Here is a 25,728-nt window from a genome sequence, read left to right on the forward strand (position 1 = left end):
GAACTGACATGCGCAACATCGTGCGACATCAGATGGATGACATCGGCCAATTGCTCGACATCGACGAGATGCTGAACCACCAGATCGTGGATACTTTTGCATCGACCGCTACGTCAGATCATAGCTGGACAGAAAAGATCTGGTCCGCAATCGTCCGCAAGGACGGCACGCTGGCGATCGACTTCGGCCTTGGCCGCTACCACAATCGCGGCGTGATGGACGGCTGGGCCGCCGTGGCGCGCGGCAGCGAACAATGGACCGTCCGCGCCAGCCGCGAACTGCGCGACGATCCGACGATCACCTCGGTCGGTCCGATCACCTATGAAGTCATCGAACCGCTGCATAAGGTACGTTACACCCTCGCCAAGAACGATGCGCAGCCGATCTCTTACGACATCACTTTCACCTCTGAAATGGTGCCGTTCTTCGAAGACCGCCACAAGCAGCGCGAACGCGACGGCTTCCGCATCGGTTCGGACGTGATCCGCTATCACCAGATCGGCGTACCGTCGGGCTGGGTCGAAATCGAAGGCGAGCGCATCGAGGTCAAGCCGGAAGAATGGACCGAATATCGCGACCATAGCTGGGGCACGCGCCTCGACGTGGGCGCACATAATCCCGACATCCGCCCGACCTCGGACTTTGGCGATGCCAAGTTCGGCGAAGGTGAATTCGTATTGGTCTGGTCACCGTTCATGCTGACCAAGCCGAATGGCGATAAATACGCCTATCATTTCTATTATATGTCGAAACAGGGCCGGATTTTCTATTCGTCGGGCTATTGCAACCACCCCGATGGCACGCAGGAAAAGGTCGCGCGCGTCCGTCCGGAATTGCGTTATGATGACCGCACCCGTCGCCTGCTTGGCGGCGAGGTCCATTTCGACATGATGCAGGGCGGCACCCGCACTGTGCAGGTCGAAGTCGGTGGCCCGAGCGCCGTTCACCTCGGCCCAGGGCTGTATCTCGGCTTTGACGGCAAGAAGCATGGATCGTGGAAGGGCGAACTCGAAGTCGAAGGCGAAAAATTCGCCGACACGCTCGATATCCCGACGCTGCGTCGCATTCGCCAATTGCGCGACTGCCCGATCACAGTCACGGAAGGCGATGCAAAAGGTCATGGCATCATGGAAACGATCATCCATGGCACACATCCGGAACTGGGGCTGACGGCGGCAAATTCGCTGATCTAAAGGGATAAAAAATGGCTCGTGATGTTCATCAATTGGCCGAAGGTCTCCGCGCGTATCTGCCGCGCGGGGACCGGATCACCGGCGTCAAGACGCTTTCCGCCGGCCATTCGAACGAGACCTATCTCGTTCAGGGCCTGAATGAAATCCTGCGCATGCCGCCCTCGGAAGAGGGCCTGCTGCCGCCATATGACATGGCTCGCCAACATGCGATCCTGTCTGCGGTGAAAGCGCATGCGCCGAGAGTGCCGCTGCCGGGCATGCTGGAATTATGCGAAGATCCAAAGGTCATCGGCGATCCGTTCTTCCTGATGGAATGCGTGCCGGGCGAAGCATTTGAATATGCCCTGCCCGACTGGGTTAACGCCGATCTGGCCAATGCCCCGGAAAGCATCTGCCGCCAATGGTTCGATGCCGTCATCGGCCTGCACAATATGCCGGTCGCCTATATGCCGCCCGGCAGCCGCACGGTGCAGCAAGAGGCGCAGCATTGGCTGGACGTCGCAAAATCGGCGGAATCCGATGCATCGCTGATCGAGGTGCTGGAAAGCCTCGTCAAATCGCCGCCGCGCACTTCCGGCGCACCGACCCCGGTGCATGGCGATCCCAAACATGGGAATTGCATGTGGCATGAAGGGCGTTTGACGGCATTGCTGGACTGGGAAATGGCCCAGATTTCAGAACCTCTGCTCGATCTCGGCTATATCCTGATGTTCCACGATCAAGGCGAGGCCTCATTGGCCGATGCCGGGTTCGAACTGCCCAACTGGTGGTCGCCGGAACGGATGATCGCGGAATGGGAAAAGGGCACGGGCCGCACCGCCGTCGATATGGCGCGCTATACAGTGCTGGGTCAGGCCAAGGTCGCCGCGATCATCGCCTTGGGCGCCTATCTCTTCTCCAGCGGCAAAACGCAGGACGCGCGTTTTCAGGCGTTCGGCGCGGTATTGCCTGCCTATCTCAAATTGCTCACGAAACGGGCCATGGCCGCCGGTTGATCCCTCACCGCAACGACCATGCATAAAAGGAAACGGCCACCAAATCGGTGGCCGTTTTCATTTCTGGCAGTGTCGAGGTGCGGACGATTAATGCAGCACCAGCTTGAGGATCGGCGCGGCATATTCCAATAGCTCCAGCTCATTGGCGAACACCGCTTCGACAAAGCCCGGCCCTTCGGCGGCAAGGTCGATGAACTCGCCCAACAATTCCAACCGGGCCAGCACCTGACCGGCCTCAACCGCCGTGCCGACCGGCAGGGCCGACACCAAGGACGCGATATGCGGTGCGGTCAGCATATTCGTGCGCGGCACAGCAGCCGCCACAGGCGCAGCCACGGCCGCAACTGACGGTTGCGCCACCGCTCGCTGTTTCAACGGGTTCGCGCCGCCATTCTGTTTCGCCATGAACATCGCGAAATCGCCGACGCGCACATGCATGTCGCGCGCGTCGGATTGACGGAACATACGCAACAAGGCGCGGGCATCCTGAACAACATGGCTCATGCTTCTGCTCCCATCACGGCCAGCAGTGCAGGCAGCACCGGCTGGGTAACAATGGTCTTGACCCCTTGCGCGGCAGCAACTCGAGCCGCATCCGGATTGGCGAGCATTAACCCGCCCGCCGCCGATACCCCGGCCAGCAATGCCGGCAAGGCATCCAGTTCGCCACCGGCCAGATGATCGTCGACATCGAGATAGGTCTCGCCCGCTGCGATTTCATCGGGATGGACCACCCGCACCTTTGACCGCTCGCTCGCCCATTCGACCAGCCGCGACAAGGTTGCATCGGCCCGTTCATCCGGGATTTCAACCGCCAGCGCGCCCGCATAAACAAGGCCCGCCTCGCCATCGACGGTGACGACATCGCCCGCTTTCAGGCCCGCCTGCGCACCGGTGCCGACCACACAGGGACGGCCCAACGCTCGGCTGACCACCGCCGCATGGGAGGTGGACCCGCCCTGTTCGGTGACGACAGCTAAGGCCGCGATCATGCCGTGAATATCATCGGGACTAGTGGTCGCGCGCAACAAGATGACATGCTCACCCGCCTCTGCACGGCGTTCGGCCTCGTCCGGATCGGTGACCAGCACCCCGGTCGCAACGCCCGGGCAAGCGCCTTCGCCACGCGCCACAACCGCCGCGCCATCGCTTGCGCCCGGCACCAGCCTTGGCAAGAGCAGTGTCTTGATCTGCTCCGGGCTGATCCGCGACAAGGCGGTATCGATGTCGATCATGCCCTCTGCGACCATTTCCACCGCCGAACGCACGGCGGCATCCGGCGCGCGCTTGGCCGAACGGGCCTGCAACAGATAGAGCTTGCCGCTCTGCACCGTGAATTCGATATCCTGAATGTCGCGATTTTCACGCTCCAGCCGATCCGACGCCAGCAACAATTGGTCATGCGCCTCCGGGTCAAGTTCGTGCATCGCCGCCAGCGACAGCGGCGTGAACTTGCCCGACACCACATCTTCGCCCTGCGCGCGCGGCAGATATTCGCCATAAGGCAGATTTTCGCCGGTCAACGGATTGCGGCTGAACAGCACCCCGGTGCCGCTGCGATCATCGAGATTGCCAAAGACCATCGCCTGCACCGTCACCGCCGTGCCGAGATCATGGGCGATATTGTGATGCTCGCGATAACGCCGCGCACGACGGGTGTTCCAGCTTTCAAACACCGCCCGCACCGCGCCGGTCAGGCAATCGCGCGCGGTCGCCGGCAATTCACCGCCCGCATCCGCAAGCTGCTGCCGCCATTCCGCAGCCGTCGCATGGCCTTCCAATTCGACCGGCGTTTTCAGCACGATCGATGCATAAAGCTCGATAAAGCGGCGATGGGTATCATGGGCGAAATCCGCCATGCCCGTTTCATCGGCCAGCGCCTTTTCGGTGACATCGTCGATGCCGAGGTTCAGCACCGTATCCATCATGCCCGGCATCGAAATGGCCGCGCCCGAACGGACCGACAACAGGAATGGCCGCTCGGTGCTGCCGAACTGTCGCCCGGTTTCCTGATTGAGCCACGCCAGATTGGCGTCGATTTCTTCCGCCAACCCTTCCGGGAAATCGCCATGTTCAAGAAAGGCGAGACAAGCCTTTGTGGTGATCACAAAGGCAGGCGGCACCGGCAAATCAAGCGCGCGCATCCGCGCCACCGACCATGCCTTGCCACCGATCAGCGACCGTTCCGGCAGGCAAGAACCATCCAGACGGACGGTCCAACGTAAATCAGTCATCAGGACTATTCCTCTCGTACCTGCCCCATGATCCGGAGCAGGTCTTCATGCAATTCGAACCAGACAGTGTGATAGCTCTCGCGACGAATATCGCTGACCCATTCATGGTCGCCATCTTCCGCCGCTTCGAGCGCGTGCAGCAATTTCTTGGCATAGATCTTCATGCGCGGCAGCTTGGCCCCGAGCGCATTCAGCACCGTCTCCACCTGCTCATGCACCGCGCCCAGACGATCGATGATCGCCTCATCATGCGCCTTGTCGCTATGGTCATTGGCGACCTTGCGGCCACCAACTTCAATCGTCTGCCATTCGGTGATGACCTGCTTCAGGGTGCGATTGATGCGCTCAAACGATTCATAGGCCGCATTGAACGCCTTATCCTCGCGCAGATGCCCGAAATGCAGCGCATAACGCGCTTCCAGACCAATCCGCGCCAATGGGCTCAGGATATACGCGCCCTTGGCCTCGACCGCCCGGCCCGTGGCCGCCGCCGTCTGGAGCAGGCTTGCGACATGATCCTTGGGCAGGCCGATCAGTTCGGCAATGGCCGGGGCTTCGGCATGGCGCTTGATGGCCAAGCCATGATACACCAGATCACGGTTATCCATTATCTCAAGCCTCCTGCTTTACCAGACGCCAGACCCGGGCCACACGGTCGATGCCCTGCTGATAATCCTCGGTCGTCTTCGCCATAGCGCTGTTTTCGATCACCACTTCATCACCCTCGCTGATGCCCGCGATCTTCGCGTTCATCAGGCAGGGGATGTTGTATTCGCGCGTCAGAATGCCAAGGTGCGAACGCACCGTGCCACCGGCGCAGATCACGCCCGCGAATTGTTCGATGATCGGCGCGGTCAATGTCCCGCCCGAATCGTCGATGATCGCGATGGTCCCTGCTGGCACGCCATTGGTGAGATAATCAAGCACCCGTTCATTGGTGCGGATGAACCGCGCGGTGCCGCGCATATTCTGATCGGCGCGCACGACATTGTCGCCCACGCCCGCAAGCGCCAGCCCGTTTTCATCCGGTTCGCCCTGCGGCGCGTCCGGATGGGAAAAGCTCTCATCCACCGATCCGCCCTCGCCGCGCGGCTTATAGATTTCAGGTCGGCAATCGACCGAAATGCCGGACGACCAATCGAACCGATAACCGGTCGCCAAGATGCGCTCTTCCATCGCGACGAAATCAGCCGAGGTGATCGCCTTGTCCGCTTCATCGAAACAAAATTCATTCCAGGGCTTCGACGATTCGGCAAATTTCGCCCGCGCCATTTCCTGGGTCATGCTCAATACGGCCTCGACCAAGGGCGACATCGGCGGCTTTGTCGGCTGCATCCTATCCATGGGCAAATTGGCACCCATTCTCACTCTCCCAATCGGTGATTTCGACTTGATCTAGTGCCGCAGTCCGCATCCAGTGTCAAGCATCTGCCAGATGAAATCGTCAGACGATATTGACGAACCAGTGTTGAATCACTAGACAAGATTTATTGATATAAAATCCCTAGGAGAAAAATTTTGGCCCCCTCCACATCACCGCGCGTCCTGATCGTGAACGATGATGGCATTGATGCCCCCGGCATTATCTTGCTGGAGGAGATCGTCCGCCAATTTACCGACGATGTCTGGGTGGTTGCGCCGGATGAAGAACGTTCGGGCGCGGGCCATTCACTGTCTTTGTCCTACCCGATTCGCATCAAACAGCGCGACGAACGCCATTTCGCCGTCAAAGGCACGCCCACCGATTGCGCCCTGCTCGGCGTATATGAACTGATGGGCGACCGCAGGCCGGACATCCTGTTGTCCGGCATCAATCGCGGCCCGAATCTGGCGGAGGACATCACCTATTCCGGCACCGCCTCGGCGGCGATTGAGGGCGCGATGCTTGGAATCCCTTCCGTCGCGTTGAGCCAGATCATCACCTATCAAAGCGAAATCCATTGGGGCACGGCAGCGAAATACGCCCCCGGCGTGATCAAGCATTTGCTCGATATGGAATGGGAGAAAGGAACGTTCGTCAACGTCAACTTCCCCAATTGCCCGCCCGATGCCGTGACCGGGGTGCGCGTTACAACGCAGGGCATGCGTCCGCCCGGCTCGTTCAAGCCGATGCGCCGCGTCGATGAGCGCCATGTGCCTTATTACTGGATCAAGATCGCGTTTCCGGATGGCGGCGAAGCGGATCATAACGATCTGGGTGCGGTGCGTGAAAATGCCGTATCGATCACGCCGATGCAGCTTGATATGACCGCCCATCATCTGATGGACAAATTCACCCGTCATTTCGACGGTGTGGAGACCGTCAAGGGATGAGCGGCGGGGTCAAGCCCAAAACGCCCAAACGGACAGCCGTTGCCACGCCCGACCCCGATGGTCGGGCGATGGGGACGACCGAACGCGTGGCCGAAATCATTCGCCAAGGCATCCGCACCAGCCAGTTCGTGCCGGGTCAGCATCTCGTCGAAATCGACCTGACGCAACGGCTGCAAATCAGCCGCAGTTCATTGCGCGAGGCGCTGCGCCATCTGAATGGCGACGGCATCGTGTCGATGGGGCGCTATCGCGGCACGCATATCTGTCGGCTGGACCGCAGGGCCATCGACGATCTGCTGGAGGTGCTGGAACAATTGGTCAGCCTCGCCGCCCGTCGCGCGACCAAAGCCCCGCTGGAAAAACGGCGATTGCTCGATGCGGCGGTCGAGGCATCCGGCAAGTCCTTGAATGGCGTCGACAACGGCAATCCGATGCTGGTCCGCCAGACCTTTTACGACACCTTGTTTGAAATCTCCGGCAATGATGAACTGCCGCGCGTCACGCCATTAAGCCGGGCCGATCTGTTTCGGGCGCAAATCCGCCCCTATCAGTCGCATGAAGAACAGCGCAAACATGCCGAGGGCTATGGCCTGATCGCGCAAGCGGTGTTGAGCGGCGATCCCGTCAAGGCCGAAGCCGCCGTGCGCGCGCATTTCGAGGCGACCCGCCAGATGGTCGATCGGTTGCCGCCACAAGCCGTTGAGTGACTGAACCGCCCGACCGCATCAGGGCCGGGCGTTCAAGCAAAGATTACACCCGCCCCAAGATGGTGACGGCGGACAGCCCGTCTTCGACGCCATAAAAACCGCCGGAATTTTCGGCAATCGCAAAGCGCGCGCCTTCAACCTGACGTTGCCCCGCCGTGCCGCGCAATTGCTGCACCAGTTCATGTATCTGGCCAATACCGGTGGCCGCCAGCGGATGCCCCTTGGACACCAGCCCGCCGGACACATTGACCGGAATACGCCCGCCAAGTGCGATCACGCCCTTTTCGGCATCATAGCCCGACTGGCCGGGCGCGCACAGGCCCAAGGCCTCGATCTGGGTCATTTCCCCGGACGAGCTGGCATCATGAACTTCGGCGACATGCATGTCCTGTGGACCAAGACCCGCCTTTTCAAACGCGCGTGCCGCCGTCAGCCGGGTGACATGCCGGGCATAATCATTGGGCGCGCGATCCTGACCGCTTTGCGATTCCACCGCCAGCACCTTGACGGGCCTTGCCTCTTTGAAGCGGGACAGCACATCCTCGGCACAGACAATCGCCGCCGATGCGCCATCGCTGATCGGGGCGCACATCGGCACGGTCAACGGCCATGATACCGCAGGCGCGGCCATGATCTCGTCAATCGACATCGCATTGCGATATTGCGACAGCGGATTGAACTGCGAATGATGGTGATTCTTGGCCGCAATGGCCGCGATCTGGCGCTGGGTCGTGCCATAGGTCGCCATATAAAGTCGCGCCTGTGCCGCATAGGCATCCATCATGATGTTCGGACCGGGACCATCCATGCCCGCAGGTGCCGGGGCCAGCATGCCTTGGGTACAGTCGATATAACGCTGGGCTTCCAACGCATCCAATGGCTGCTGAAACACCGCGAACCGCTTGGCGCGGTCTTCGCTGTACAGCTTCTCCACACCGACGACCAACACCACATCGGCCAGCCCCGCCCGGACATAATCGACCGCGACATGCAAGCCGATGGTCGAACTGGCGCAGGCGGCCTCGATATGCATCACGCGCACGCCCTGAATACCCATGGGCCGCAGCGCATATTCGCCCGGCACCGACATTTCGCCCGCGAAAAAGCCCTGCACCACATTGGCATAGATCGCCATGCCAAGGTCGCTCGCCTGCGCCCCGGAATCGGCAAAGGCTTGCGACACCGCCATTTGGGTGAGGTCCGTATGGCTCTTGTCGAGATGGCGACCGAATGGCGTCATGCCGACACCGATCACATAAGCCTGCCGCATTATATTGCCTTTCCGACATGCGCCCAAAAGGGCTTGCGTAATTCCGCCCGCGAGACCTTGCCCGCATTGGTGCGGGGGAGCGTTTCAATCCGCTCGATCCGCTTCGGCGTTTTGACCGGCCCGAGCAAATCGCGCGCATGGTCCAAGATCGCCTGCATATCGCCCGCAACACCTGTCCGTAGCTCGACAAAGGCGATGACCGCCTCGCCCCATTTTTCATCAGGTACGCCGATCACCGCACAATCCTGCACATCTTCATGGGCCAGCAAGGCCTGTTCGACCTCCGCCGGATAGACGTTGAAGCCGCCGGAAATGATCATGTCCTTCTTGCGGTCGACGACATAGAACCAGCCATCCTCGTCGCGAATGCCGACATCGCCGGTATGGTGCCAGCCAAAGGTCGAGACTTCTGCGGTGGCTTCCGGGTTCTTGTAATATCCGGCCATGACCAATGGCCCGCGCACGACGATTTCGCCGCGTTCGCCGGGGGGCAGGATATTGCCGTCATCGTCCATGATCTCGACAATCGACAATAGATTAGGCCGACCGCAACTGCCCGGATGGGCCAATTCACCCTTGGCGTTCAAATGTTCATGCGGCGGCATCGCCGTGACGCACATCGGCGCTTCGGTCTGGCCGAAGCTCGCATTCATCACCGGGCCGAAAACCTCAATCGCTTCCTGAAGCCGTTCAAGCGACATCGGCGCACCGGCATAGGAAATATATTCGAGCGATGAGAAATCCGCCTCCCGCACGCCCGGATGCGCCAACAACATATAAATCGCGGTCGGCGGCAGGAACATATAGGTCACGCGATGCTGCTCAATCGCGGCGATCACATCGGCGGGTTCGAATTTCGGCAGCACGACCACCGTGCCGCCCAGTGCCATGCTCGCCAAGGCGAGCGGGCCAGCCGCATGGGTCATCGGCGCGGCGACAAGGTTCACCGGCGGGGTTTTCATCGGCATGGAGGCGACGAGGCTCGACACCAAGGCCTGCCAATTGCCATTGGTCAGCATCACCCCCTTGGAACGACCGGTCGTACCGCCGGTATTGCCCAAGAAACCGAGTTCATCGGCCTTGCCCGCCCGGCGCTGCGGCACGTCCGGCCCCGGCGCAATGCGATCTTCAAGATAGAAATCGGCCTCCGCAAATGGCCGATCGAGCGCGATATAGCGGCGGATGCGCGGGCATTCGGCGCGGAATGTCGCGATCCGGTCCGCCGCATCCGAATGCACGAACAAGGTATCGACATCGAGCAGGTCGAACAAATAGGCATTTTCCGACACGCTCGCGCGATTATTGGCCATCGCCCACACGCCATCCGCGCGCAAGATGCCCAACACCGCCTCAAACGCGACCATCGCATTGCCGCTCAACACCGCCGCATGCGCGCCTGCCGGAAAGCCATCGGCGATCAGCATCCGGCCAATGTCATGCGTCCGCCGGGACATTTCCGCATAGGTGCGGCTGACATCCCCGGCGATCATGCACGGACGATCGTGCGCGATGCGCGCGCCCCGGTCGAAATAGTCGATCATCCGCATATCAGGTCAACGCCGCAATGTGAGGTCGAGTTCGCTGGACTTGATCTGCACCAACGGTGCCGTCGCCACCCGCATCAGGCGCTGGACCTGTTCGAATTCCGGCGAGGACAAGGTCGGGTAATCCCTGCGGATCGGACCCGCCGCCCGCATGCGATCAATGTCCGATGCTGGCACGAGCGCACGCAAGATCAATTCATCGTCATTTTCACCGGTGCCATGACGACGGCGCAATTCGGCCAGATCCGGCTGTTCCGGCGGGTTGGCCATGATTTCCTTGGCACGTGGCATCGAGAGAATCTGATCAAGTACGTTCGGATCAATCGGCGCGACCGGATCGCCATAATAGCCGACCGCATATTGAATGACTTCATCCGGCACGACCGAATAACGCTTGCCCGTCACGATGTTCAGCACCGCCAGCGTCCCCACCAGCTGGGCAAACGGGGTCGCCATGCCAGGATAGCCCAATTCGCGCCGCACGGCAGCGACTTCGGCCAACACTTGCGGCAATTTGTCGAGCATGTTCTGCTGGACCAATTGGGCGCGCAATGTCCCCATCATGCCACCCGGGATCTGATGGCGCAGCGCCGTCACATCATATTCGAAATGCTGGTTCACCAAAAAGCCCGCAGCCTTGCCGACGCGTTCGAAATGGTTTGCGACCGGGGCCAGCAGGCTCGTATCGATATTATGGGTATGGCCCATGATCTCGATATTCTTGGTCATGATTTCAATCGACGGGATCGACGGCCCATTGGCCATCGGACGCACGGCGGTATGCAGCACCGTCACGCCGAATTCCACCGCATCCATATAGGCCTTGGCCGATTGGCCGAGCATATTGTTGGAGTGCATTTCAATCGGCTTGCCACGGGCATTGGCGACAATCGCCGGGACCAAGGTCGAAATGCGATCACGGTCCAACACGCCACCGGTATCGTACAGCAACAGGCTATCAACTTCCGGCAGGGCCGAAAGCTTGTTCGCCTTATCGGCATAATAAGCGTCATCATGGACCGGCGAGAGGGTGAACAACATCGTACCCGCGACCTGACAATTATAGGTCTTCGCCAGCTTGGCCAGCCGGTGCATCTTGTCGATGTTGAACAGCACGTCATAGATCCACCAGCTGCGCACCCCATGTTCGCACAAGCGGCTCATCCACAGGTCCATCAGCACATCCGGGGTAAAGCCGAAGGTGACCGACCCGTTCGAACGGATACCGCCGCGCAACGGGGTCTTGGGCATCGCGCCGACCAACAGGTCCAGCCCCGCCCAAGGGTCTTCCTGACAATGGCGGATCAGCACTTCAAACAGCGACGACCCGGCAAGGCTGATGATATTATAGCCGGTCTTGTCGATGATCGGCGCGACCGGCAGGGCCATGCCCGCCTGCATCCGCATGCCCCACAGGCTCTGCTGGCCATCGCGCATCGTTTCGTCGAGAAATGTAATATGGGCCATGATCTTACTCCGAAATGACTGCGCCATCGGCGAGCAAGACCTGCTCCAGCCAGCGCGTATGGAAAGTGTTGGCGATAAAATCCGGGTGGCGGACGATGGCGCGATGCAGCGGGATGGTCGTCGGCACACCTTCGACAATGAAATTATCGAGCGCCGCCGTCAGCCGCGCCACCGCCTCGGCCCGATCCTTGCCATGCACGATCAGCTTGCCGATCATGCTGTCGTAAAAAGGCGGGATTTCCGCGCCTTCCGAAATATGGGTGTCGAGACGGATGCCCTCGCCCTGCGGCGCTTCCCAACGGGTGATCTTGCCGGGGACCGGGACGAACCCGCGCTTGACGTCTTCGGCGTTGATCCGGCATTCAATCGCATGGCCGGACAGCACGATATCGGATTGTTTGACCGACAATTTGCTGCCGCCCGCGATGCGCAATTGCTCTTGCACCAGATCGAAGCCCGTCACCATTTCGGTCACCGGATGCTCGACCTGAATACGGGCGTTCACCTCGATGAAATAGACTTCTTCGCGCGCCACGTCATACAGGAACTCGGCCGTCCCGGCATTGCGATATTTGACGCTGGAGGCGAGCGCCACCGCCGCCGCGTGCAGTTCCTTGCGGACCTTGTCCGGCATCGCCAGACAGGGCGCTTCTTCCACCAATTTCTGATAGCGCCGCTGGACCGAACAGTCGCGTTCCCCGAAATGCACGACATTACCGGTGCCATCGCCCATCAACTGAACTTCGACATGGCGCGCCTGCGGGACAAAGCGCTCCATGAACAACGTGCCGTCGTTGAACGCCGCCAATGCTTCGGCGCTGGCCTTGGCGAAGCCGGCTTCGACTTCATCGCCATCATGGGCAATGACCATGCCGCGCCCGCCGCCGCCTGCCGACGCCTTGAGCAGGACCGGATAGCCGATCCGGTCGCCTTCGCGCCGCGCTTCCGCCGCCGATTTGATTTCATCGCTGCCCGGCACCAACGGTACGCCCGCCGCCTTGGCCATCGCCCGCGCCCGCAGCTTATCGCCGAGCGCATCGATCATGTCCGGTTCCGGCCCGACAAAGGCAATGCCATGTTCGGCGCACAGGCGCGGCAGAATCGCGCGTTCCGACAAAAAGCCATAGCCCGGATGCAGCGCATCGCACCCGCTGGCCTTGGCGGCATGCACCACCAACCGAGGGTCGAGATAGCTCTTGGCCGCAGGTCCCGGCCCCAGCACCACGGCACGATCCGCCAGACGCGCCGCCGCGCTGCCGACATCCGCTTCGGACACGCCGACCACGGTCTCGATCCCGAGGCCCTTGGCCGCCTTCACGATCCGCAGCGCAATTTCGCCACGATTGGCGACAAATAATCGGGTGATCGCCATGATCAGGCCGCAACCACGACGAAGAGCGGCTGATCCGCCTGCACCATCTGGCCATCGGTTGCGAGGATCTGATGCACCCGGCCATTCACGCCTGCCCGCACGGCGGTGAACAATTTCATCACCTCGACCAAGCACATTTCGGTTTCCGGCGTTACCTCCGACCCGACATCGACATAGACGGGTGAGCCGGGCTTGGGCGAGCGATAGAAGGTGCCGAGATAAGGCGCACGAATGATTTCCGCGCCATCCGGAATGGCGACATCTGCCGCGCTGGGCGCAACACTGACCGGCGCGGCTGCCGGTGCGGCAGATGCGGCAACCGGTGCCGGTGCCGCAGCGACAGGTGCCACAGCGCCCTGTGCCACATCCAGCCCGGCATCATCCCCATTGGTCGACAGATAGAGTTCGAACCCATCCGCCCGCACATGCAATTCACGCATGCCCGATTGCTGGAACTCTTCGATCAGCTGTTCGACATCTGAAATCTGGCGACTGTTGGTCATGACCGCTTCTCCCGCAGTGCTTCGACTTCGCTGCGGGAAAGGCCTGCGCCCTTGCCGCGCAGTGCCGGTGACTGCTCCTGCTCTAGTTTGTAAAGTGATTGCACCCGCGCCGATGCCGGATCGAGCCGGACGCTGGTGTCGCACAGGAACCGATATTCGTCCGCCATCTGGGCCGGGCGGAATTCGGATGCCCGCTGATTGAATTCCTTCAGGGTCAAGCGTCCTGCGCTGGTGACATAGCAATCCTGCTTTTCACCGAAATGGGTGATGCCGCCCTGCATCGGCGGGATGCTTGGCCCCGGACCGTCCGTCAGCACGGAATAAGGAATGTGCGAAATATAACGCGCCGGGTTATTGCTGTGCTGCATCATCGCATATTCATGCAATTGCTGGCTCGGCAGATCGACCAGACCGACCATTTCGCCCAGAAAATCACGACCGAATTCGTCATTCAGCAATGGCCGGAAACGATCCGCCCGTTCATCGATCTTCATCCAATCATCGACATCATAGACGCCCGCGATATGCGCGAAATCCTTGATCAGCGAGAAATAGACGAGCGCGCCCGCATCCATCATCTGATCGCGCGACCAACCGGCCACGCGCTTCCACAATTTGACGGTGGCCTCGCGGAATACATCGGTCAGCTTTTCAAATGTCTCCGCCAGCTCTTCCGCCGACCCCATGCCGACCGGGGTATAGCCCTCGCTCAACACGTCGGACGTATACAGGCCAATGCCGGTCATCTTTTCCGAGGTGAATTCCGGACGCGATTCAAAGCTGCCCCAATCGTCCATCAGATAGAAATGGCAATCGGTCGCCTCCATCGTCACGGTCAGGTTGGGATAAGGCACGTCATCGGCAATGCCATCGAGCCACGGATAATCGCCCTGCGCCAGATCGGAAAATTCGCGCACGATCATCTCGCGATCCGGGCCGATCTTGTACGGGCCGGAATTGTTCAGCGTACACCGGCTCTCACAGGAAACGAGGAAGCCATATTGCGAGATGGTGGCCAAAAACGTCTGCGCCGCGCTGTGCAGGCGGTCGCCATTGGCGCAGTGATGAAGATCGGCGTGGAAGCGCTGGATGCGGCGTTCCGGCAGCAATTGCACGCGCTGGCCGAATTCACGGGCGTTGAGATGGCCATCCTCGCGCTGCTGCGCCAATTTGAAACGACGCCAGAAATCCATGACATAGGCCACGTCTTCCGCCGCATCCTCGGGACGCAGCACGCCCATGTTGATGAGCATTTCACGCCCCAACAGGAAGAAGGTCGGCAGGCCCCAACCCGGCAAATTGCCGAATTTGCCGCCGATGGCGCGCGAACGATCGCCGATTTCCTCGGCCTTCATCTTGGCTTCGACTTTCCGCAGCAATTCCGGATAGCGATAGAAGCAGCAGAGATAGGACAGCAGCATATAGGACGGCACCGGGAACAATTTGGATTCCTGCACGGTCCGCGTCACGCACAGCCAATAGGTGTCGTCACCGATTGTCTGAATGGCGTTGTTCGCCTCAAGCAGCCTTACATAATCAACCATGAATCCCCGCCCAACCTCTCTGGCCGCAACCATCCGGCAATTCCCGTTCGCATCCTCGAATCAAGATTGTCCGTCCAATATAGTCCGTCGAAATCGTCTGACAATCATAAAGTTTCGCCATGTCGACATGCGGCCACACGCCGCACGATCAAATGTTGCCCACTGGCAAATATCGTCCGATGATTTCGTCGGATTTTATGCCGTCTATCCGACCAATAATCAATATGAAAAGCGCTGCTCCCACGGATTTTCAATTGCCAAAGAGCAAACCGCCGCCACCAAACAGCAACCAAGGAATGCGCAGCGAGACCCGTTGACGACAGACTTAGGAGGACGCCGCATCGAACATGCCCGGCGCGGCCCGCAACATCGCCGACACCAACGCCGCCCGATTATGCACCCCTACTTTGCCATAGATGCGGCGCAAATGGTTCTCGACCGTATATTCGGACAGGCATGTTTCAAAGGCGATCTCCTTGTTCTGCTTACCCGCGCAGACAAGTTTCGCGATCTGGCCCTCACGCGGCGACAGCATGAAATTCACATCATTCGCCACTGGCCGCATCATCGCGCCACCCGACACCTCATGATTGGCGATAGTTTTACATAAGGCCGACACGGCTTCCGGATAACGCAGTGTTTCCTCGAACAATTGCATCATCACCAGATTGGCGACAGCATCCACTTCGCGCCGCAGATCGGCATCGGAATGGTGCGCCTTTTTCTTATGGGCGCGTCCGGTGTGCGTCCCGATCAGCAAAAACAGATTCGGGGTCAGGTGTTTGACATAGGCCGCAACGACATCAACCGAATATTGCTCGATAAAACCGCGATAACGCGGGGCCGCTCCTTTATAAGGGGCCAGACGATTATCATCCCAACGGAACCAATTGTCCGTGAAGTCGCAAGTGCCCGACTGCATCGCCGAGACAAATGGATCATCCTGAAAAACGCCAGCAGCACTATAGGCGTGCTTCACCTCTTCCGTGATGCCAACATGATGGAGATGAATGAGATTCGCCGCACCTGCGGATCGCTCAGTCAAAAAGATCGACGCACTGCCCAGACCGCAATGAGCGACCATATGATCCGTACGCTCCGCGATTTCACGCCGCAACAGCATATCACGCACCCCTTCCCAAGGCTTATAACCTCACCCGGCCCGCGCATTTTCCGCACTATTGCCGGGTAATTTTGTCAGACCATATCATCCAACATATAAAGGCGCAAATTTATAGAGTGTCGCGGTAAAAGACTTGGCAAAACCAAGCTGGCAGGCGGCGAAACTGGCATCGATGCAGGCCGAATGAACAAGCCCGACAACCAGTTCAGGCACATTCATCAGCCTCGCTGCACTTGATTTCCATGTCCGAACTATCCGCCGGAAGGCAATGCTGGATGTCGGATTCTCGATACCTCACCACAGGGCCGAGAACTCAGGATTGCGCATCCGCTCCGCCACCCCTCACATCAGACACGGATTAGGGCGAACGCGCTCGAACGCACACGAACAATGCGCGCCATAAAACCCATATATTTCAGCTAATTTCGAACGCCCGCGCATCGACGCGGACAGTATACTGGCGGAGAGGGTGGGATTCGAACCCACGGTACCGTTGCCGGCACGCCGCATTTCGAGTGCGGTGCTTTCGACCTCTCAGCCACCTCTCCGCGAGATAGAACGTGTGGAACTACTTGCTCCGAACGTTGGTCGTGGCGGGCGCATATCCGATCCAAACGCACTTGCCAAGAGCAACCCTTGTGAAAAGCGCATTTCAGCCTACATTAGTTACATCATGACAGGCTTTTCACATCTCTTCACTGGATTATCCGAAACTGGCACGCCCGAAGGCATGCCGCCCATTGCCCATGCGCGTTTCGCAATCGGAGACGTCGTGCGCCATCGCTTGTTCGACTTTCGCGGCGTGGTGTTCGATATCGACCCCGTCTTCGCCAATAGCGAAGAATGGTATGCCGCCATCCCCGAAGATACGCGCCCCCGGCGGGATCAGCCCTTTTATCATCTGCTCGCGGAAAATGACGATGGCAGCTATGTCGCCTATGTCAGCCAGCAAAATCTCGTACAAGACGATAGCGATGAACCGATCCACCATCCCGGCATCGGCTCGCTGTTCGATGGCTATCGCGAAGGGCGGTATCTGCTGAAACCGATTCGTCGCCACTGATCACAGGTCCGAGGCCATGACACGCGTTGCATTGGCGTTGGGCGGTGGCGCAGCCTTGGGCTGGGCGCATATCGGTGTGTTGCGCGCATTGCAGGAGGCAGGCATCGAAGTCGCCGCCGTCGCCGGAACGTCCATCGGTGGGCTGGCGGCCTTATGCCTGGCAGCAGATCGACTGGATGTGTTCGAGGCATTGGCCCGCTCGGCCACCCGTGTGTCGGTGCTGCGCTATCTCGATCCGCATTTCAAAAAAGGCGCGGTGCTGGGCGGCCGGACCATCCAGCGCGAACTGCGACAACATTTCGGCTCAAAGCGGATCGAGCAACTCTCCCTGCCCGCCGCCGTGGTCGCATCCGACCTCACCACCGGCCTGCCCCATATTATCGACCACGGCCTGTTGGTGGACGCCGCGCGCGCGACCATGGCCCTGCCCGGCATTTTCGCCCCGGTGCATCTCGATCATCACATCTTGATCGATGGCGGCGCGACCATGCCGGTGCCGGTACGGGTCGCGCGGCAACTCGCGCCTGATCTGCCGGTCATCGCAATCAATTTGCAGGGCGATTATCATGGCCGCGCCCATGCGGTCGGACTGCAACGTGATCGCCGTGGCCGATTGTCCACTATGGGAATCGTCCGTGCGGCAACCGGCCTTACCTTAACGCAACTCGCACGTTATTCGCTAGATCGCGATCCGCCAGATCTCGAACTCGCGCCGCCCGTTGCCCATATCGATGGCAGCAATTTCACCCGCGCGGATGAATTGATCCGTATCGGGCGCGAGACAGTGATTCAGTCCCTGCCCAAAATTCGCGCACTTGCCGGCATGCCACCGCATGATCTGCCTGCTTAAAAAACAGGCATAGCGCAGAGCCTGCCCGGAATCCGGGCCATGCATCCGGACCTTAAGCGGCATAGGGACCCGCCCATTACAGCAAAGTTGATCGGAAACCCGCCCCTTACTCCAAATTGGCACGGGTCATGCATAGCCCCTGAAGCAATCACCGCGAGGGAGGCACAATGAAACTGATCGTTGCAATAATTAAGCCGTTCAAGCTCGACGAGGTACGTGAGTCCCTCTCCGCTTTGGGCGTGCAGGGCATGACGGTCACCGAGGTAAAGGGTTTTGGTCGTCAAAAGGGCCAGACCGAGATTTATCGCGGTGCCGAATATTCAACCAACATGGTCCCCAAGATCAAAGTTGAGGTTGTCACCACTGACGACCTTGCCGATCGCGTGGTCGAAGCCGTGCAGCAGGCCGCCAACAGCGGCGCCATCGGCGATGGTAAAATCTTCACCATTGATGTCGGTCAGGCCGTGCGCATTCGCACGGGCGAAACCGGCGACGTCGCACTTTAAGCAAAGGGGGAATGATGAAAACGTTCACCAAGACACTCGCGGGCATAGGGGGGCTTTCGGCTTCCCTGTTTACCGCGTTGCCCGCTTGGGCACAGGAAGCTGCCGCGACCGTCGCTGCGGCTGCACCGGCGGCAGATGGCCCGATCAAGGCACCGACGGCTGAACAAATGGCCGGCATGGTCGATAAGGGCGACGTCAGCTGGATGCTGATCTCTTCCGTCCTCGTGCTGTTGATGTCGATCCCGGCATTGGCCCTGTTCTATGGCGGCCTTGTGCGCACCAAGAACATGCTCAGCATCCTCATGCAGGTGTTCATGATCGTCTCGATCGCGGCGCTTGTCTGGGTCTGCTATGGCTATTCGCTCGCCTTCACCAGCAGCACGCCGTTCATCGGCAACCTCAGCAAGGCCTTCCTCGCTGGCGTCAGCACCTCCACTTATGCGGCGACATTCTCCAACAATGTCTATCTGCCGGAATATGTGTTCGTGATCTTCCAGATGACCTTCGCCTGCATCACGCCTGCGCTGATCATCGGGGCTTTTGCGGAACGCGTAAAATTCTCCGCGCTGATGGTGTTCTGCGTGGCATGGTTGACCGTGGTCTATTTCCCGATTGCCCATATGGTATGGTATTGGGCTGGCCCAGACTTCCTGCCGGATGCGCCGACCGACTTCGGCTATCTGTGGGGCAAGGGTGCGCTCGACTTCGCAGGCGGCACGGTGGTCCACATCAACGCCGGTATCGCAGGTCTTGTCGGCTGCATCATGATCGGCAAGCGCATCGGCCATGGCAAGGAAGCCACCCCGCCGCACTCGTTGACCATGACCATGATCGGCGCGTCCTTGCTGTGGGTGGGCTGGTTCGGTTTCAACGCCGGTTCCAACCTTGAAGCCAATGCCGTTGCGGCCGTTGCCTTCATCAACACCTTTGTCGCCACCGCTGCGGCAGCTGTGAGCTGGGCCATCGTCGAACAGATCAAGCATGGTCGCCCGTCGCTGCTGGGTGCCGTTACCGGCGCTGTGGCAGGGCTGGTCGCGATTACCCCGGCTGCGGGCTTCGCGGCACCGGGTACGTCGATCATCCTCGGTCTGCTTGTCTCGCCGATCTGCTTCTTCTTCGTGTCGACCGTGAAGAACAAGCTGAACTATGACGACACGCTCGATGTCTTCGGCGTCCACTGCATCGGCGGTATCGTCGGCGCCATCGCCACGGGCGTTGTCGCTGATCCGGCACTCGGTGGTCAGGGCTTCTTCGACTATACCGTCTTCCCGGCGGTGGTTGGTGCCTATGACATGACCGCGCAGGTCATCGTGCAGATCAAGGCTGTTGTGTTCACCTTGCTGTGGTCGGGTATCGGTTCGGCCATCCTCTTCTTCGTCATCGACAAGATCATGGGTCTGCGTCCGACGGAAGAACAGGAACGTGAAGGTCTCGACCTCGCGAGCCATGGCGAACGCGCCTACAACTATTGATCGAATATGAATTGAGCCCAATCGGCTCTCACTAGGTTCCTCCTGCGAACCGCCTGGGGCTGGCACTGCAAAGTGCCAGCCCTCTTTTTATGCGTGCCCTATTTTATGCGCGCGCTTCTCAGCATGGCTTTGGGCCGTTATGACAGGCCCCATGTCAAAAACGATGCGCGCCGACCAACTACTTGCCGAACGCAGCCTTGCCGAAAGCCGGACCCGTGCACAGGCGCTGATCCTCGCCGGGCTCGTGTTCTCAGGCGAAACCCGGATCAACAAGGCGGGCCAATCCCTGCCCCATGATGCGCCATTGGACGTGCGCGGACGCGATCATCCCTGGGTGTCGCGCGGCGGGGTCAAATTGCAGGGCGCGCTCGATCATTTCGGCTGGGATGTCGCTGGCGTGGTCGCGATGGATGTCGGGTCTTCGACTGGCGGCTTTACCGATGTCCTGCTCCACCATGGGGCAACCAAGGTCTATGCGGTCGATAGCGGCACCAACCAACTTGCATGGAAGCTGCGCAACGACCCGCGCGTCATCGTCCATGAACAGACCAGCGCCCGCATCCTGACGCCCGCGCATATCCCCGAACCGATTGACCTGTTCGTCTGCGATGCGAGCTTCATCGGCCTGTCCAAGGTGCTGGAACGCCCGTTCACCTTCGCCGCACCCAAGGCACGCTGCATCGCGCTGATCAAGCCCCAGTTCGAGGCCGGGCGCGAAGAGGTCGGCAAGGGCGGCGTCGTGCGCGACCCGGAGGTGCATCAGCGCGTCTGCGATGAGGTCGCCGCTTGGTTTACGGCCTCTGGCTGGTCGGTCGAGGGCATCACTCCCTCCCCCATCACCGGGCCGGAAGGCAATGTCGAATTTCTGATCGCGGCGCATCTCGAACGCTAACCGCATTGCACCTTAGGCGCGGACATGGCAGTCGGTGAACCATGTTAAAAGAACCGACTTTCCTTGATGAACTGAACGGCCTTTGGGCGGTAGCGGCGCAATGGCTGCAAGAACATACGGCCAGCCTCGCCATCTCTGCGGCGGTAGCGACCATCCTGATCGGCGGCGTCTGGACCATCGGCATGGTGCTTGTCCGGCGGCTGCGCGAAGTCGATCATTGTTCACCGCCGCAACGCCTGACCTATCGGGTGCTGTCGCGTACGAAATTGACCGTCGCAATCACCCTCGGTCTGTGGATGACCGCGCGTTACGGCATGGCCCCCGCCGCCGTGGTCCATATCACCAATAGTGTGCTGACCGTCGCCCTAGTCATTCAAGGCGCGATCTGGCTGCGCGAACTGATCCTCGCGATGGTCGAATATCGCGCGGGCGATGGTGAAGGGGTGGAACGGCTCGGCACGGCGATGGGGTTGATCCGCCTGCTCGTCAATGTCGCCTTGTTCGCCATCGCGGCGATTGTGATCCTCGATAATCTCGGCATCAACGTCACCGGCCTTGTGGCGGGGCTTGGCATTGGCGGCATCGCCATCGGCCTTGCCGCACAGGGCATTTTCAGCGACCTGTTCGCTGCGCTCACGATCATTTTCGATAAGCCGTTCAAGGCGGGCGACATGATCCAGTTCGATACGCTGACCGGGCAGGTCGAGGCCATCGGGCTGAAATCCACCCGCATTCGGGCCGCAAATGGCGACCGGGTGATCATTTCCAATACCAACCTGCTGTCCAAACAATTGCACAATCTCGCCGAGGCCGAACGCCGCCGGGTGCAATTGACCATCAGCCTTGTCTATCAAACCACGCCCGCTGCGCTGCGTAAACTCGATCAATTGATCGATGCGTTGGTCGACCAGATTCCGCATAGCCAGATGGTGCGCCGGGGGATGATCGGCTTTGCGCCCTCCAGCATCGATTATGAAATCGCGTTCGACCTGCGGGAAATCTCGCCGGAACAATTGTTCGCCATTCGCGCGGGCTTTTGCCTTGAATTGCTCGATCTGTGCAATCGCGAGGGCTATGTGTTCGCCTATCCGACGCAGACGACATTCACCGCCGCGCCGGATGGTGCGCTCGTCATGCCTTGGGCGCCGCCACGTCCCTGACTTAGTTGAGGCAGCTATCCAGCCCGGACCGCCGCACCACCCCCGACCGGGCGGCGATCTTGCGGCTATAGCGCTTGGTATAGCCGGTGGGGCGCACCGCCTCGCGCTTTTTGGGCAAAGGCAGCACCGCCGCAATCCGCGCGGCCTCTTCACGGGTCAGATTGGATGCATCATGGCCGAAATAGCGCTGCGCCCCGGCGTTGACGCCATAGGTGCCAAGGCCGGTTTCCGCGAGGTTGAGATAGACCTCCATGATCCGGCGCTTGCCCCAGACATTTTCGATCAACAGCGTGAACCACGCTTCCAGCCCTTTGCGGAAATAGCCGCCACCCTGCCATAGAAACGCGTTTTTGGCGGTTTGCTGGCTGATCGTCGAACCGCCGCGAATGCGCCCGCCCTTGGCATTGCGGCGCATCGCCTTTTGGATCGCCGCGAAATCGAAACCATGATGCTGGCAGAATTTTGCATCCTCAGCCGCGATCACGGCGCGCGCCATCACCGGATCGATGTCGTCAAAGCTCATCCAATCCTTATTGATGCCGCGCCCGGCAACCAGATCACCGAGCATCGTCACAGTGACGGGCGGCGGGACAAAGCGATAGATAAACACCCAGATGAGCGAAATGCCCACAAACAGAAACGATAGCCGGCCAATAAACTTGATCGCACGCAACATCAGCCCGCTCCCACCCCTTATACTTTATTGGCCGTCGCTATTTCCCGAGGCAGCACCTTCAGCCGAAGGGTCCTTCATGCCATGCTTCAATGCCATCGGATAATTGGACAAGGCAAACAGGAATGTCAGCGGCAACGCACCCCAAAGCTTGAACCCCAGCCAGAATTGGGTCGTCGAATGACGCCAGACCAGTTCGTTCAACACCGCCATCAGGATGAAGAAGATCATGAAATTGCGGGTCAGCTTGCGCCAGCCCAGTTCGTTCATGCCAGGAAATGCGCCGTCCAGCACCAGTTTCAGCATCGGTCGCCCGGTGATCAGGCCAAACAACAACAGACCCGACACCATTGTATAATAGATCGTCGGCTTCATCTTGATGAACGTGTCATTGTGCAGCCAGATGGTGAGCGACCCCATCACCAGCACCATCGCCCCCGACACCCAGAGCATCGCCGAAATATGGCCCAGCTTCAGCTTGGAAACGACCATCGCCGCTACCATCGCGAGCATGAAGACAAAGGTTGAAATGAAGATCGCCGATGGCCCCTTCAACAGCACATAGGCGCCGAGAAACACCACCAATGGGCCAAGTTCGATCATCAGCCTGATACTATTGCCCGGCTGATGCGGCTTGGTGACCGGGGCTTCGATGCCGTCCATTTACGCGTCCTCTTCCACGGGCAACCCGGCAATAGCGCGGGCGACTTCACGGGCGTTAAAGGGTTTCAGATCATCCATGGTTTCGCCAATACCAATCGCATGGATCGGCAGGCCGAAACGTTCGGCAGCCGCCACCATCACGCCCCCGCGCGCGGTGCCGTCCAGCTTGGTCATCACCAATCCGGTCACGCCCGCCACTTCGCCGAAAATCTCGATCTGCGACAACGCATTCTGCCCCGTCATCGCATCCAGCACCAGCACGACATCATGCGGGCTTTCCGGATTGATTCGGCCCAACACGCGGCGGATTTTCGACAATTCCTCCATCAGCCCGGCCTTGTTCTGTAACCGCCCGGCAGTATCGACGATCAATACGTCCACCCCGGTCGCGGTGGCCTGTTTGACGGCCTCGAACACCACGCCCGCCGCGTCGCCGCCTTCCTTGCCGGAGACAATCGGCACGCCTGCGCGTTCGGCCCATGTCGCCAATTGGCCGATGGCGGCAGCGCGGAACGTATCCCCGGCCGCCAGCATCACGCTATAATCCTGTTCCTTGAATTCATGCGCCAGCTTGGCAATGGTCGTGGTCTTGCCCGAACCATTGACGCCGATCACCAAGATCACCTGTGGGCGCGGCCATGCGGTGATTTCCAGCGGCTTGGCCACGGGGGCGAGGATCGCCTCCAGCTCATCCGCCAGCAATTGCCGCAGCGCATTGGAATCAAGCCCCTTTTCAAACCGCCCATCGGCCAGACGGGTGCGAATGCGGGCGGCGACCGCCGGACCAAGGTCGGAAGCGATCAGCGCCTCTTCGACCTGTTCCAACGTATCGACGTGCAAGGCTTCCTTGGCGATGATGCCAGAAAGATTCTCGGAAAGCCGTTCCGACGTTTTGCGAAATCCGCCAAAAAGGCGCTGGTGCCAAGGGGTGTTGCTCATATCAATCGACCCGTTAGCCGATCATGGCCCGCATCGGCAATGACGACCTGCACAATCTCACCCTGTCGTGCGATTTTCGCAGGATCATTGTCCCATGCAACCGTCGCATAATTGGCGGCATGGCCCATATTGCCGCTCGCTTCGACCAGCACCGACTGCACGGTCCCGATCTGCGATTGCAGCCATAAGGCGCGGCGCGCATCCGCCCGCGCGCGCAATTGCGCCGCCCGCGCCTTGGCAATCGCAGAACCCAATTGCGGCATCCGCGCCGCAGGCGTGCCGGGACGCGGCGAAAAGGGGAAAATATGGCCAAACACAATGTCGCAATCATCGATCAGGGCAAGGCTGTTGGCGAACATCTCTTCGGTCTCGGTCGGAAAGCCCGCGATAATATCCGCGCCAATCGCGATGTCGGGTCGGGCGGATTTCAGCCGTTCGACAATCGCCACCGCCTCTGCACGCGAATGGCGGCGCTTCATGCGTTTGAGGATCATGTCATCCCCCGCCTGCAACGACAAATGGACATGCGGCATCATCCGCGCTTCTTGCGTCAACAAGGCGAATAGCCGGTCATCAATCTCAATCGAATCGAGCGAGGACAGGCGCAACCGCCGCACCCCCGGCACCGCCGCAAGGATACGCTCGACCAACAGGCCAAGGCTGGGACTACCGGGGAGATCATGACCATAGCTAGTGAGATCGACGCCAGTCAGCACCACCTCAAATTGCCCGCGCGCGACCGCCGCCTGCACCGCGTCGATCACCGGCCCAGCGGCAATCGAACGGCTATTGCCGCGCCCAAACGGAATAATGCAAAAGGTGCAGCGATGGTCGCAGCCATTTTGCACCTCGATGAAACAGCGGCTGTTGCCCTTGCCGCTGACCGCAGGCTGCAACGGCGCAACGGCCCCGAAAATATCGGCCACCGCATTGCCGCCGCCATTCGCAAGCAACCCCGCCTCGCGCTTTTCCGCATTGCCGATGACGCGGGTGACCTCTGGCATGGCTGCGAATTGCGCGGGATCGATCTGGGCGGCGCAGCCGGTCACGATGATCTCGCGGTCCGGCTGGTCGCGCTTTAATCGGCGGATGGTCTGGCGGGTCTGGCGCACGGCTTCAGACGTGACCGCACAGCTATTGATAATGATCAGATCATCGCGCCCGGCAAGATCAGCCGCCATCGCCTCGCTTTCGGCGATGTTGAGACGGCAACCCATCGAAATAATGTCAGGCCCGGCCATATCG

General features: G+C 60.0%; 26 protein-coding genes and 1 tRNA gene. 10 read left to right on the top strand and 17 right to left on the bottom strand.

Going from position 1 to position 25,728, the window contains the following annotated elements; genetic code table 11:
• The first annotated feature begins 8 nt into the window (after positions 1 to 8).
• Both K6117_RS06340 and K6117_RS06345 read left to right on the top strand, forming a co-directional pair.
• A complete protein-coding gene (locus K6117_RS06340) occupies positions 9 to 1,193 on the top strand; it encodes an Rv3169 family protein (RefSeq protein WP_221793071.1) in 1,185 nt (394 codons plus the stop codon).
• Positions 1,194 to 1,204: 11 nt separating this feature from the next.
• A complete protein-coding gene (locus K6117_RS06345) occupies positions 1,205 to 2,188 on the top strand; it encodes a phosphotransferase family protein (protein ID WP_221793073.1) in 984 nt (327 codons plus the stop codon).
• A gap of 87 nt (positions 2,189 to 2,275) precedes the next feature.
• Here the strand turns inward: K6117_RS06345 and K6117_RS06350 are convergent, their stop codons facing one another.
• The 4 genes from K6117_RS06350 to K6117_RS06365 are packed head-to-tail and all read right to left on the bottom strand — an operon-like array spanning position 2,276 to position 5,766.
• Positions 2,276 to 2,692: a hypothetical protein gene (locus K6117_RS06350; RefSeq protein WP_221793075.1), complete on the bottom strand. Its 417-nt coding sequence runs from the start codon at positions 2,690 to 2,692 to the stop codon at positions 2,276 to 2,278.
• Positions 2,689 to 4,422: a pyruvate, phosphate dikinase gene (locus tag K6117_RS06355; RefSeq protein ID WP_221793077.1), complete on the bottom strand. Its 1,734-nt coding sequence runs from the start codon at positions 4,420 to 4,422 to the stop codon at positions 2,689 to 2,691. The genes K6117_RS06350 and K6117_RS06355 overlap by 4 nt, the downstream gene beginning before the upstream one ends.
• Positions 4,423 to 4,427: 5 nt before the next feature.
• Complete coding sequence (locus K6117_RS06360; RefSeq protein ID WP_221793079.1) at positions 4,428 to 5,030, bottom strand: hypothetical protein; 603 nt, start codon at positions 5,028 to 5,030, stop codon at positions 4,428 to 4,430.
• A 4-nt stretch (positions 5,031 to 5,034) separates the two neighbouring features.
• Positions 5,035 to 5,766 carry a PEP-utilizing enzyme gene (locus tag K6117_RS06365; protein WP_246604915.1) on the bottom strand — a complete coding sequence of 244 codons (732 nt, stop codon included), beginning with the start codon at positions 5,764 to 5,766 and terminating at the stop codon, positions 5,035 to 5,037.
• Between the two features lie 174 nt (positions 5,767 to 5,940).
• Between K6117_RS06365 and surE the strand changes: the two genes are divergently transcribed.
• Positions 5,941 to 6,735: a 5'/3'-nucleotidase SurE gene (surE, locus tag K6117_RS06370; protein ID WP_221793081.1), complete on the top strand. Its 795-nt coding sequence runs from the start codon at positions 5,941 to 5,943 to the stop codon at positions 6,733 to 6,735.
• Positions 6,732 to 7,442 carry a GntR family transcriptional regulator gene (locus K6117_RS06375; protein WP_221793084.1) on the top strand — a complete coding sequence of 237 codons (711 nt, stop codon included), beginning with the start codon at positions 6,732 to 6,734 and terminating at the stop codon, positions 7,440 to 7,442. The genes surE and K6117_RS06375 overlap by 4 nt, the downstream gene beginning before the upstream one ends.
• A gap of 43 nt (positions 7,443 to 7,485) precedes the next feature.
• Here the strand turns inward: K6117_RS06375 and K6117_RS06380 are convergent, their stop codons facing one another.
• From K6117_RS06380 to K6117_RS06415, 9 genes are all read right to left on the bottom strand, one after another.
• Positions 7,486 to 8,712, bottom strand: a complete 1,227-nt coding sequence (locus K6117_RS06380; protein ID WP_221793086.1) for a thiolase family protein — start codon at positions 8,710 to 8,712, stop codon at positions 7,486 to 7,488.
• Positions 8,712 to 10,259: a class I adenylate-forming enzyme family protein gene (locus tag K6117_RS06385; RefSeq protein WP_221793088.1), complete on the bottom strand. Its 1,548-nt coding sequence runs from the start codon at positions 10,257 to 10,259 to the stop codon at positions 8,712 to 8,714. Before K6117_RS06385 ends, K6117_RS06380 begins: the two co-directional genes overlap by 1 nt.
• A 6-nt stretch (positions 10,260 to 10,265) precedes the next feature.
• On the bottom strand, positions 10,266 to 11,723 hold the full coding sequence (locus K6117_RS06390; protein ID WP_221793091.1) for a pyruvate carboxylase: 1,458 nt from the start codon (positions 11,721 to 11,723) through the stop codon (positions 10,266 to 10,268).
• Positions 11,724 to 11,727: 4 nt separating this feature from the next.
• On the bottom strand, positions 11,728 to 13,095 hold the full coding sequence (locus K6117_RS06395) for an acetyl-CoA carboxylase biotin carboxylase subunit (protein WP_221793093.1): 1,368 nt from the start codon (positions 13,093 to 13,095) through the stop codon (positions 11,728 to 11,730).
• Between the two features lie 2 nt (positions 13,096 to 13,097).
• Complete coding sequence (gene accB, locus K6117_RS06400; RefSeq protein WP_221793096.1) at positions 13,098 to 13,598, bottom strand: acetyl-CoA carboxylase biotin carboxyl carrier protein; 501 nt, start codon at positions 13,596 to 13,598, stop codon at positions 13,098 to 13,100.
• Complete coding sequence (locus K6117_RS06405; RefSeq protein ID WP_221793098.1) at positions 13,595 to 15,142, bottom strand: hypothetical protein; 1,548 nt, start codon at positions 15,140 to 15,142, stop codon at positions 13,595 to 13,597. The genes accB and K6117_RS06405 overlap by 4 nt, the downstream gene beginning before the upstream one ends.
• Before the next feature lie 325 nt (positions 15,143 to 15,467).
• Complete coding sequence (locus tag K6117_RS06410; RefSeq protein ID WP_221793100.1) at positions 15,468 to 16,265, bottom strand: LuxR C-terminal-related transcriptional regulator; 798 nt, start codon at positions 16,263 to 16,265, stop codon at positions 15,468 to 15,470.
• Positions 16,266 to 16,349: 84 nt separating this feature from the next.
• Positions 16,350 to 16,484 (bottom strand): hypothetical protein, encoded by a 135-nt coding sequence (locus K6117_RS14545; protein ID WP_281422105.1) that lies wholly within the window; start codon positions 16,482 to 16,484, stop codon positions 16,350 to 16,352.
• A gap of 239 nt (positions 16,485 to 16,723) precedes the next feature.
• Positions 16,724 to 16,813, bottom strand: a tRNA-Ser gene (locus K6117_RS06415).
• Between the two features lie 125 nt (positions 16,814 to 16,938).
• On the opposite strand from K6117_RS06415, the gene hspQ reads away from it, so the two are divergent.
• The 6 genes from hspQ to K6117_RS06445 all read left to right on the top strand — a co-directional run bounded on the left by hspQ (position 16,939) and on the right by K6117_RS06445 (position 22,208).
• Entirely contained in the window at positions 16,939 to 17,328 is a 390-nt protein-coding gene (gene hspQ / locus K6117_RS06420; protein WP_425514689.1) for a heat shock protein HspQ, read from the top strand.
• A gap of 16 nt (positions 17,329 to 17,344) precedes the next feature.
• Positions 17,345 to 18,178 (top strand): patatin-like phospholipase family protein, encoded by an 834-nt coding sequence (locus K6117_RS06425; RefSeq protein WP_221793102.1) that lies wholly within the window; start codon positions 17,345 to 17,347, stop codon positions 18,176 to 18,178.
• A 167-nt stretch (positions 18,179 to 18,345) separates the two neighbouring features.
• Positions 18,346 to 18,684, top strand: coding sequence for a P-II family nitrogen regulator (locus tag K6117_RS06430; protein ID WP_221793104.1), 339 nt, complete (start codon positions 18,346 to 18,348; stop codon positions 18,682 to 18,684).
• A 14-nt stretch (positions 18,685 to 18,698) separates the two neighbouring features.
• Positions 18,699 to 20,156 carry an ammonium transporter gene (locus K6117_RS06435; protein ID WP_221793699.1) on the top strand — a complete coding sequence of 486 codons (1,458 nt, stop codon included), beginning with the start codon at positions 18,699 to 18,701 and terminating at the stop codon, positions 20,154 to 20,156.
• A gap of 151 nt (positions 20,157 to 20,307) precedes the next feature.
• Positions 20,308 to 21,048: a TlyA family RNA methyltransferase gene (locus K6117_RS06440; RefSeq protein ID WP_221793106.1), complete on the top strand. Its 741-nt coding sequence runs from the start codon at positions 20,308 to 20,310 to the stop codon at positions 21,046 to 21,048.
• A 41-nt stretch (positions 21,049 to 21,089) separates the two neighbouring features.
• Positions 21,090 to 22,208, top strand: coding sequence for a mechanosensitive ion channel family protein (locus K6117_RS06445; protein ID WP_221793109.1), 1,119 nt, complete (start codon positions 21,090 to 21,092; stop codon positions 22,206 to 22,208).
• 1 nt (position 22,209) lies between these two features.
• Here the strand turns inward: K6117_RS06445 and mtgA are convergent, their stop codons facing one another.
• The 4 genes from mtgA to mtaB are packed head-to-tail and all read right to left on the bottom strand — an operon-like array spanning position 22,210 to position 25,724.
• Positions 22,210 to 22,884 carry a monofunctional biosynthetic peptidoglycan transglycosylase gene (mtgA, locus tag K6117_RS06450; RefSeq protein WP_221793111.1) on the bottom strand — a complete coding sequence of 225 codons (675 nt, stop codon included), beginning with the start codon at positions 22,882 to 22,884 and terminating at the stop codon, positions 22,210 to 22,212.
• 24 nt (positions 22,885 to 22,908) lie between these two features.
• Complete coding sequence (locus tag K6117_RS06455) at positions 22,909 to 23,544, bottom strand: septation protein A (RefSeq protein WP_221793113.1); 636 nt, start codon at positions 23,542 to 23,544, stop codon at positions 22,909 to 22,911.
• Positions 23,545 to 24,483, bottom strand: a complete 939-nt coding sequence (ftsY, locus tag K6117_RS06460; protein WP_221793115.1) for a signal recognition particle-docking protein FtsY — start codon at positions 24,481 to 24,483, stop codon at positions 23,545 to 23,547. It abuts the gene before it with no gap.
• A complete protein-coding gene (gene mtaB / locus K6117_RS06465) occupies positions 24,480 to 25,724 on the bottom strand; it encodes a tRNA (N(6)-L-threonylcarbamoyladenosine(37)-C(2))-methylthiotransferase MtaB (protein ID WP_221793118.1) in 1,245 nt (414 codons plus the stop codon). The genes ftsY and mtaB overlap by 4 nt, the downstream gene beginning before the upstream one ends.
• Positions 25,725 to 25,728: the final 4 nt, after the last annotated feature.

It is taken from the genome of Alteraquisediminimonas sediminicola, from assembly GCF_019740335.1.
GTDB lineage: Bacteria > Pseudomonadota > Alphaproteobacteria > Sphingomonadales > Sphingomonadaceae > Alteraquisediminimonas > Alteraquisediminimonas sediminicola.

Excerpts from the sequence above, each read along its gene's own strand:
- K6117_RS06395 (WP_221793093.1), bottom strand. The coding sequence starts at position 13,095 with ATGGCGATCACCCGATTATTTGTCGCCAATCGTGGCGAAATTGCGCTG.
- K6117_RS06445 (WP_221793109.1), top strand. The coding sequence starts at position 21,090 with ATGTTAAAAGAACCGACTTTCCTTGATGAACTGAACGGCCTTTGGGCG.
- K6117_RS06455 (WP_221793113.1), bottom strand. The coding sequence starts at position 23,544 with ATGGACGGCATCGAAGCCCCGGTCACCAAGCCGCATCAGCCGGGCAAT.
- K6117_RS06365 (WP_246604915.1), bottom strand. The coding sequence starts at position 5,766 with ATGGATAGGATGCAGCCGACAAAGCCGCCGATGTCGCCCTTGGTCGAG.
- K6117_RS06350 (WP_221793075.1), bottom strand. The coding sequence starts at position 2,692 with ATGAGCCATGTTGTTCAGGATGCCCGCGCCTTGTTGCGTATGTTCCGT.
- mtaB (WP_221793118.1), bottom strand. The coding sequence starts at position 25,724 with ATGGCCGGGCCTGACATTATTTCGATGGGTTGCCGTCTCAACATCGCC.
- K6117_RS06425 (WP_221793102.1), top strand. The coding sequence starts at position 17,345 with ATGACACGCGTTGCATTGGCGTTGGGCGGTGGCGCAGCCTTGGGCTGG.
- K6117_RS14545 (WP_281422105.1), bottom strand. The coding sequence starts at position 16,484 with ATGAATGTGCCTGAACTGGTTGTCGGGCTTGTTCATTCGGCCTGCATC.
- K6117_RS06405 (WP_221793098.1), bottom strand. The coding sequence starts at position 15,142 with ATGGTTGATTATGTAAGGCTGCTTGAGGCGAACAACGCCATTCAGACA.
- mtgA (WP_221793111.1), bottom strand. The coding sequence starts at position 22,884 with ATGTTGCGTGCGATCAAGTTTATTGGCCGGCTATCGTTTCTGTTTGTG.
- K6117_RS06380 (WP_221793086.1), bottom strand. The coding sequence starts at position 8,712 with ATGCGGCAGGCTTATGTGATCGGTGTCGGCATGACGCCATTCGGTCGC.
- ftsY (WP_221793115.1), bottom strand. The coding sequence starts at position 24,483 with ATGAGCAACACCCCTTGGCACCAGCGCCTTTTTGGCGGATTTCGCAAA.
- K6117_RS06340 (WP_221793071.1), top strand. The coding sequence starts at position 9 with ATGCGCAACATCGTGCGACATCAGATGGATGACATCGGCCAATTGCTC.
- K6117_RS06375 (WP_221793084.1), top strand. The coding sequence starts at position 6,732 with ATGAGCGGCGGGGTCAAGCCCAAAACGCCCAAACGGACAGCCGTTGCC.
- K6117_RS06390 (WP_221793091.1), bottom strand. The coding sequence starts at position 11,723 with ATGGCCCATATTACATTTCTCGACGAAACGATGCGCGATGGCCAGCAG.
- accB (WP_221793096.1), bottom strand. The coding sequence starts at position 13,598 with ATGACCAACAGTCGCCAGATTTCAGATGTCGAACAGCTGATCGAAGAG.
- K6117_RS06385 (WP_221793088.1), bottom strand. The coding sequence starts at position 10,259 with ATGCGGATGATCGACTATTTCGACCGGGGCGCGCGCATCGCGCACGAT.
- K6117_RS06360 (WP_221793079.1), bottom strand. The coding sequence starts at position 5,030 with ATGGATAACCGTGATCTGGTGTATCATGGCTTGGCCATCAAGCGCCAT.
- K6117_RS06435 (WP_221793699.1), top strand. The coding sequence starts at position 18,699 with ATGAAAACGTTCACCAAGACACTCGCGGGCATAGGGGGGCTTTCGGCT.
- hspQ (WP_425514689.1), top strand. The coding sequence starts at position 16,939 with ATGACAGGCTTTTCACATCTCTTCACTGGATTATCCGAAACTGGCACG.
- K6117_RS06345 (WP_221793073.1), top strand. The coding sequence starts at position 1,205 with ATGGCTCGTGATGTTCATCAATTGGCCGAAGGTCTCCGCGCGTATCTG.
- K6117_RS06440 (WP_221793106.1), top strand. The coding sequence starts at position 20,308 with ATGTCAAAAACGATGCGCGCCGACCAACTACTTGCCGAACGCAGCCTT.
- K6117_RS06355 (WP_221793077.1), bottom strand. The coding sequence starts at position 4,422 with ATGACTGATTTACGTTGGACCGTCCGTCTGGATGGTTCTTGCCTGCCG.
- K6117_RS06410 (WP_221793100.1), bottom strand. The coding sequence starts at position 16,265 with ATGCTGTTGCGGCGTGAAATCGCGGAGCGTACGGATCATATGGTCGCT.
- K6117_RS06430 (WP_221793104.1), top strand. The coding sequence starts at position 18,346 with ATGAAACTGATCGTTGCAATAATTAAGCCGTTCAAGCTCGACGAGGTA.